At 61.0% G+C, this 1,597-nt stretch carries 4 protein-coding genes; all 4 read right to left on the bottom strand.

All coding sequences use genetic code 11. The annotated features are described in order from the left end of the window. Positions 1-69: 69 nt before the first annotated feature. A complete protein-coding gene (gene rpmD, locus VGO04_RS01965) occupies positions 70-273 on the bottom strand; it encodes a 50S ribosomal protein L30 (RefSeq protein WP_077961502.1) in 204 nt (67 codons plus the stop codon). 12 nt (positions 274-285) lie between these two features. Beyond that, positions 286-855, bottom strand: coding sequence for a 30S ribosomal protein S5 (gene rpsE, locus VGO04_RS01960; protein ID WP_327494278.1), 570 nt, complete (start codon positions 853-855; stop codon positions 286-288). Between the two features lie 132 nt (positions 856-987). After that, positions 988-1,350 carry a 50S ribosomal protein L18 gene (gene rplR, locus VGO04_RS01955; protein ID WP_327494277.1) on the bottom strand — a complete coding sequence of 121 codons (363 nt, stop codon included), beginning with the start codon at positions 1,348-1,350 and terminating at the stop codon, positions 988-990. A 12-nt stretch (positions 1,351-1,362) separates the two neighbouring features. Next, positions 1,363-1,597: 50S ribosomal protein L6 (locus VGO04_RS01950; protein WP_327494276.1), on the bottom strand; the 235-nt coding region annotated here is incomplete at its 5' end.

Here is a 1,597-nt window from a genome sequence, read left to right as displayed (position 1 = left end):
AGACGCTTGCGGCTGTGGGTCGAGCCTTCGTTGTCCTTGATTTCATTCAGTTTCATGAGCTTATCCCCCTCACTTCTCGTCGACGACGCGAACGAGGTGCTGGACGGTCCGGATCATGCCGCGAACAGACGGAGTGTCTTCCAGCGTGCGAACCCGGTGCATCTTGTTGAGGCCCAGGCCGATGAGCGTCTGGCGCTGCGAGGCCGGGCGGCGAATGGGGCTACCGATCTGCTCGACGGTAACCGTCTTCTTTGCAACTTCTTTCTTAGCCATCTGTCAGCTCCCTTATTCTTCGGAAGCAGCGCCGGAGGCGGCACGGCGAGCCTGGAGCGTGGCGTACTTCATGCCGCGCTGAGCTGCGATGTCCTTCGGGTGCATCTGGTTCTTGAGGGCGTCGAAGGTAGCGCGAACCATGTTGTAGGGGTTCGACGAACCGGTCGACTTTGCAACGACGTCATGAACGCCGAGCGTTTCGAAGACGGCGCGCATCGGGCCACCAGCGATGATACCGGTACCGGCCTGAGCCGAACGCAGCAGCACCTTGCCGGCGCCATGACGGCCATGGACGTCGTGATGCAGGGTACGACCACCACGCAGCGGGACGAAGATCAGGTCGCGCTTGGCAGCTTCAGTCGCCTTGCGGATGGCTTCCGGCACTTCGCGTGCCTTGCCATGGCCGAAGCCGACGCGGCCCTTCTGGTCGCCAACGACGACGAGAGCGGCGAAACCAAAACGACGACCGCCCTTCACCACCTTGGCGACGCGGTTAATTGCTACGAGCTTATCGACAAATTCGCTGTCGCGCTCTTCACGGCCCTGGCGCTCATCGCGCGAGCCACGTTCTTTCTGTGCCATTGTCCTCTTCCTTTTTCTTTTCCGGGTGCAATCGGCAGATTGACGGAAGCCCCTTCATTTCTTCGAAATCGAAGCGGCTGGGATTTGCGAAAACGGGGAATTACCCGGGCGTTTCCGCCCGGGTACCGAACCTTAGAAGTTCAGACCGCCTTCGCGAGCTGCCTCGGCGAGCGCCTTGACGCGGCCGTGGTAGATGAAGGCGCCGCGGTCAAAGACAACGTCCTTGACGCCAGCCTTCGAGGCACGCTCCGCGAGGAGCTTGCCAACAGCCGTAGCGGCTGCCGAGTCTGCGCCGGTCTTCAGCGAAGACCGCAGATCGGTATCAAGGGTCGAAGCCGAAGCGAGGGTCTTGCCTGCAACGTCATCGATGATCTGCGCGTAGATGTTCTTCGACGAGCGATGAACCGACAGGCGCGGACGGCCGTTGGCGACCGCCTTGATTTGACGGCGCACGCGGTTGGCGCGACGCACAAGAGTATCTTTCCTGCTAGCCATTTCGCGTGATCCTTACTTCTTCTTGCCTTCTTTGCGGACAATCCGCTCTTCGGCATACTTGACGCCCTTGCCCTTGTAGGGCTCGGGGCCACGGTATTCGCGGATCTCCGCGGCAACCTGGCCGACCTGCTGCTTGTTGATGCCGGACACGATGATTTCGGTCGGCTTCGGAACAGCAATCGTGATGCCTTCCGGCGTCTGGTAGACGACGTCGTGGCTGAAGCCGAGCGCCAGCTGCAGGTTCTTG

It is taken from the genome of Ensifer sp., from assembly GCF_035999185.1.
GTDB lineage: Bacteria > Pseudomonadota > Alphaproteobacteria > Rhizobiales > Rhizobiaceae > Ensifer.
This window is presented reverse-complemented; position numbering and strand designations above follow the sequence as displayed.

What these genes read in the sequence shown, in the direction of transcription:
- rpsE (WP_327494278.1), bottom strand. Translation starts at nt 855, where the DNA reads ATGGCACAGAAAGAACGTGGCTCGCGCGATGAGCGCCAGGGCCGTGAA.
- rpmD (WP_077961502.1), bottom strand. Translation starts at nt 273, where the DNA reads ATGGCTAAGAAAGAAGTTGCAAAGAAGACGGTTACCGTCGAGCAGATC.
- rplR (WP_327494277.1), bottom strand. Translation starts at nt 1,350, where the DNA reads ATGGCTAGCAGGAAAGATACTCTTGTGCGTCGCGCCAACCGCGTGCGC.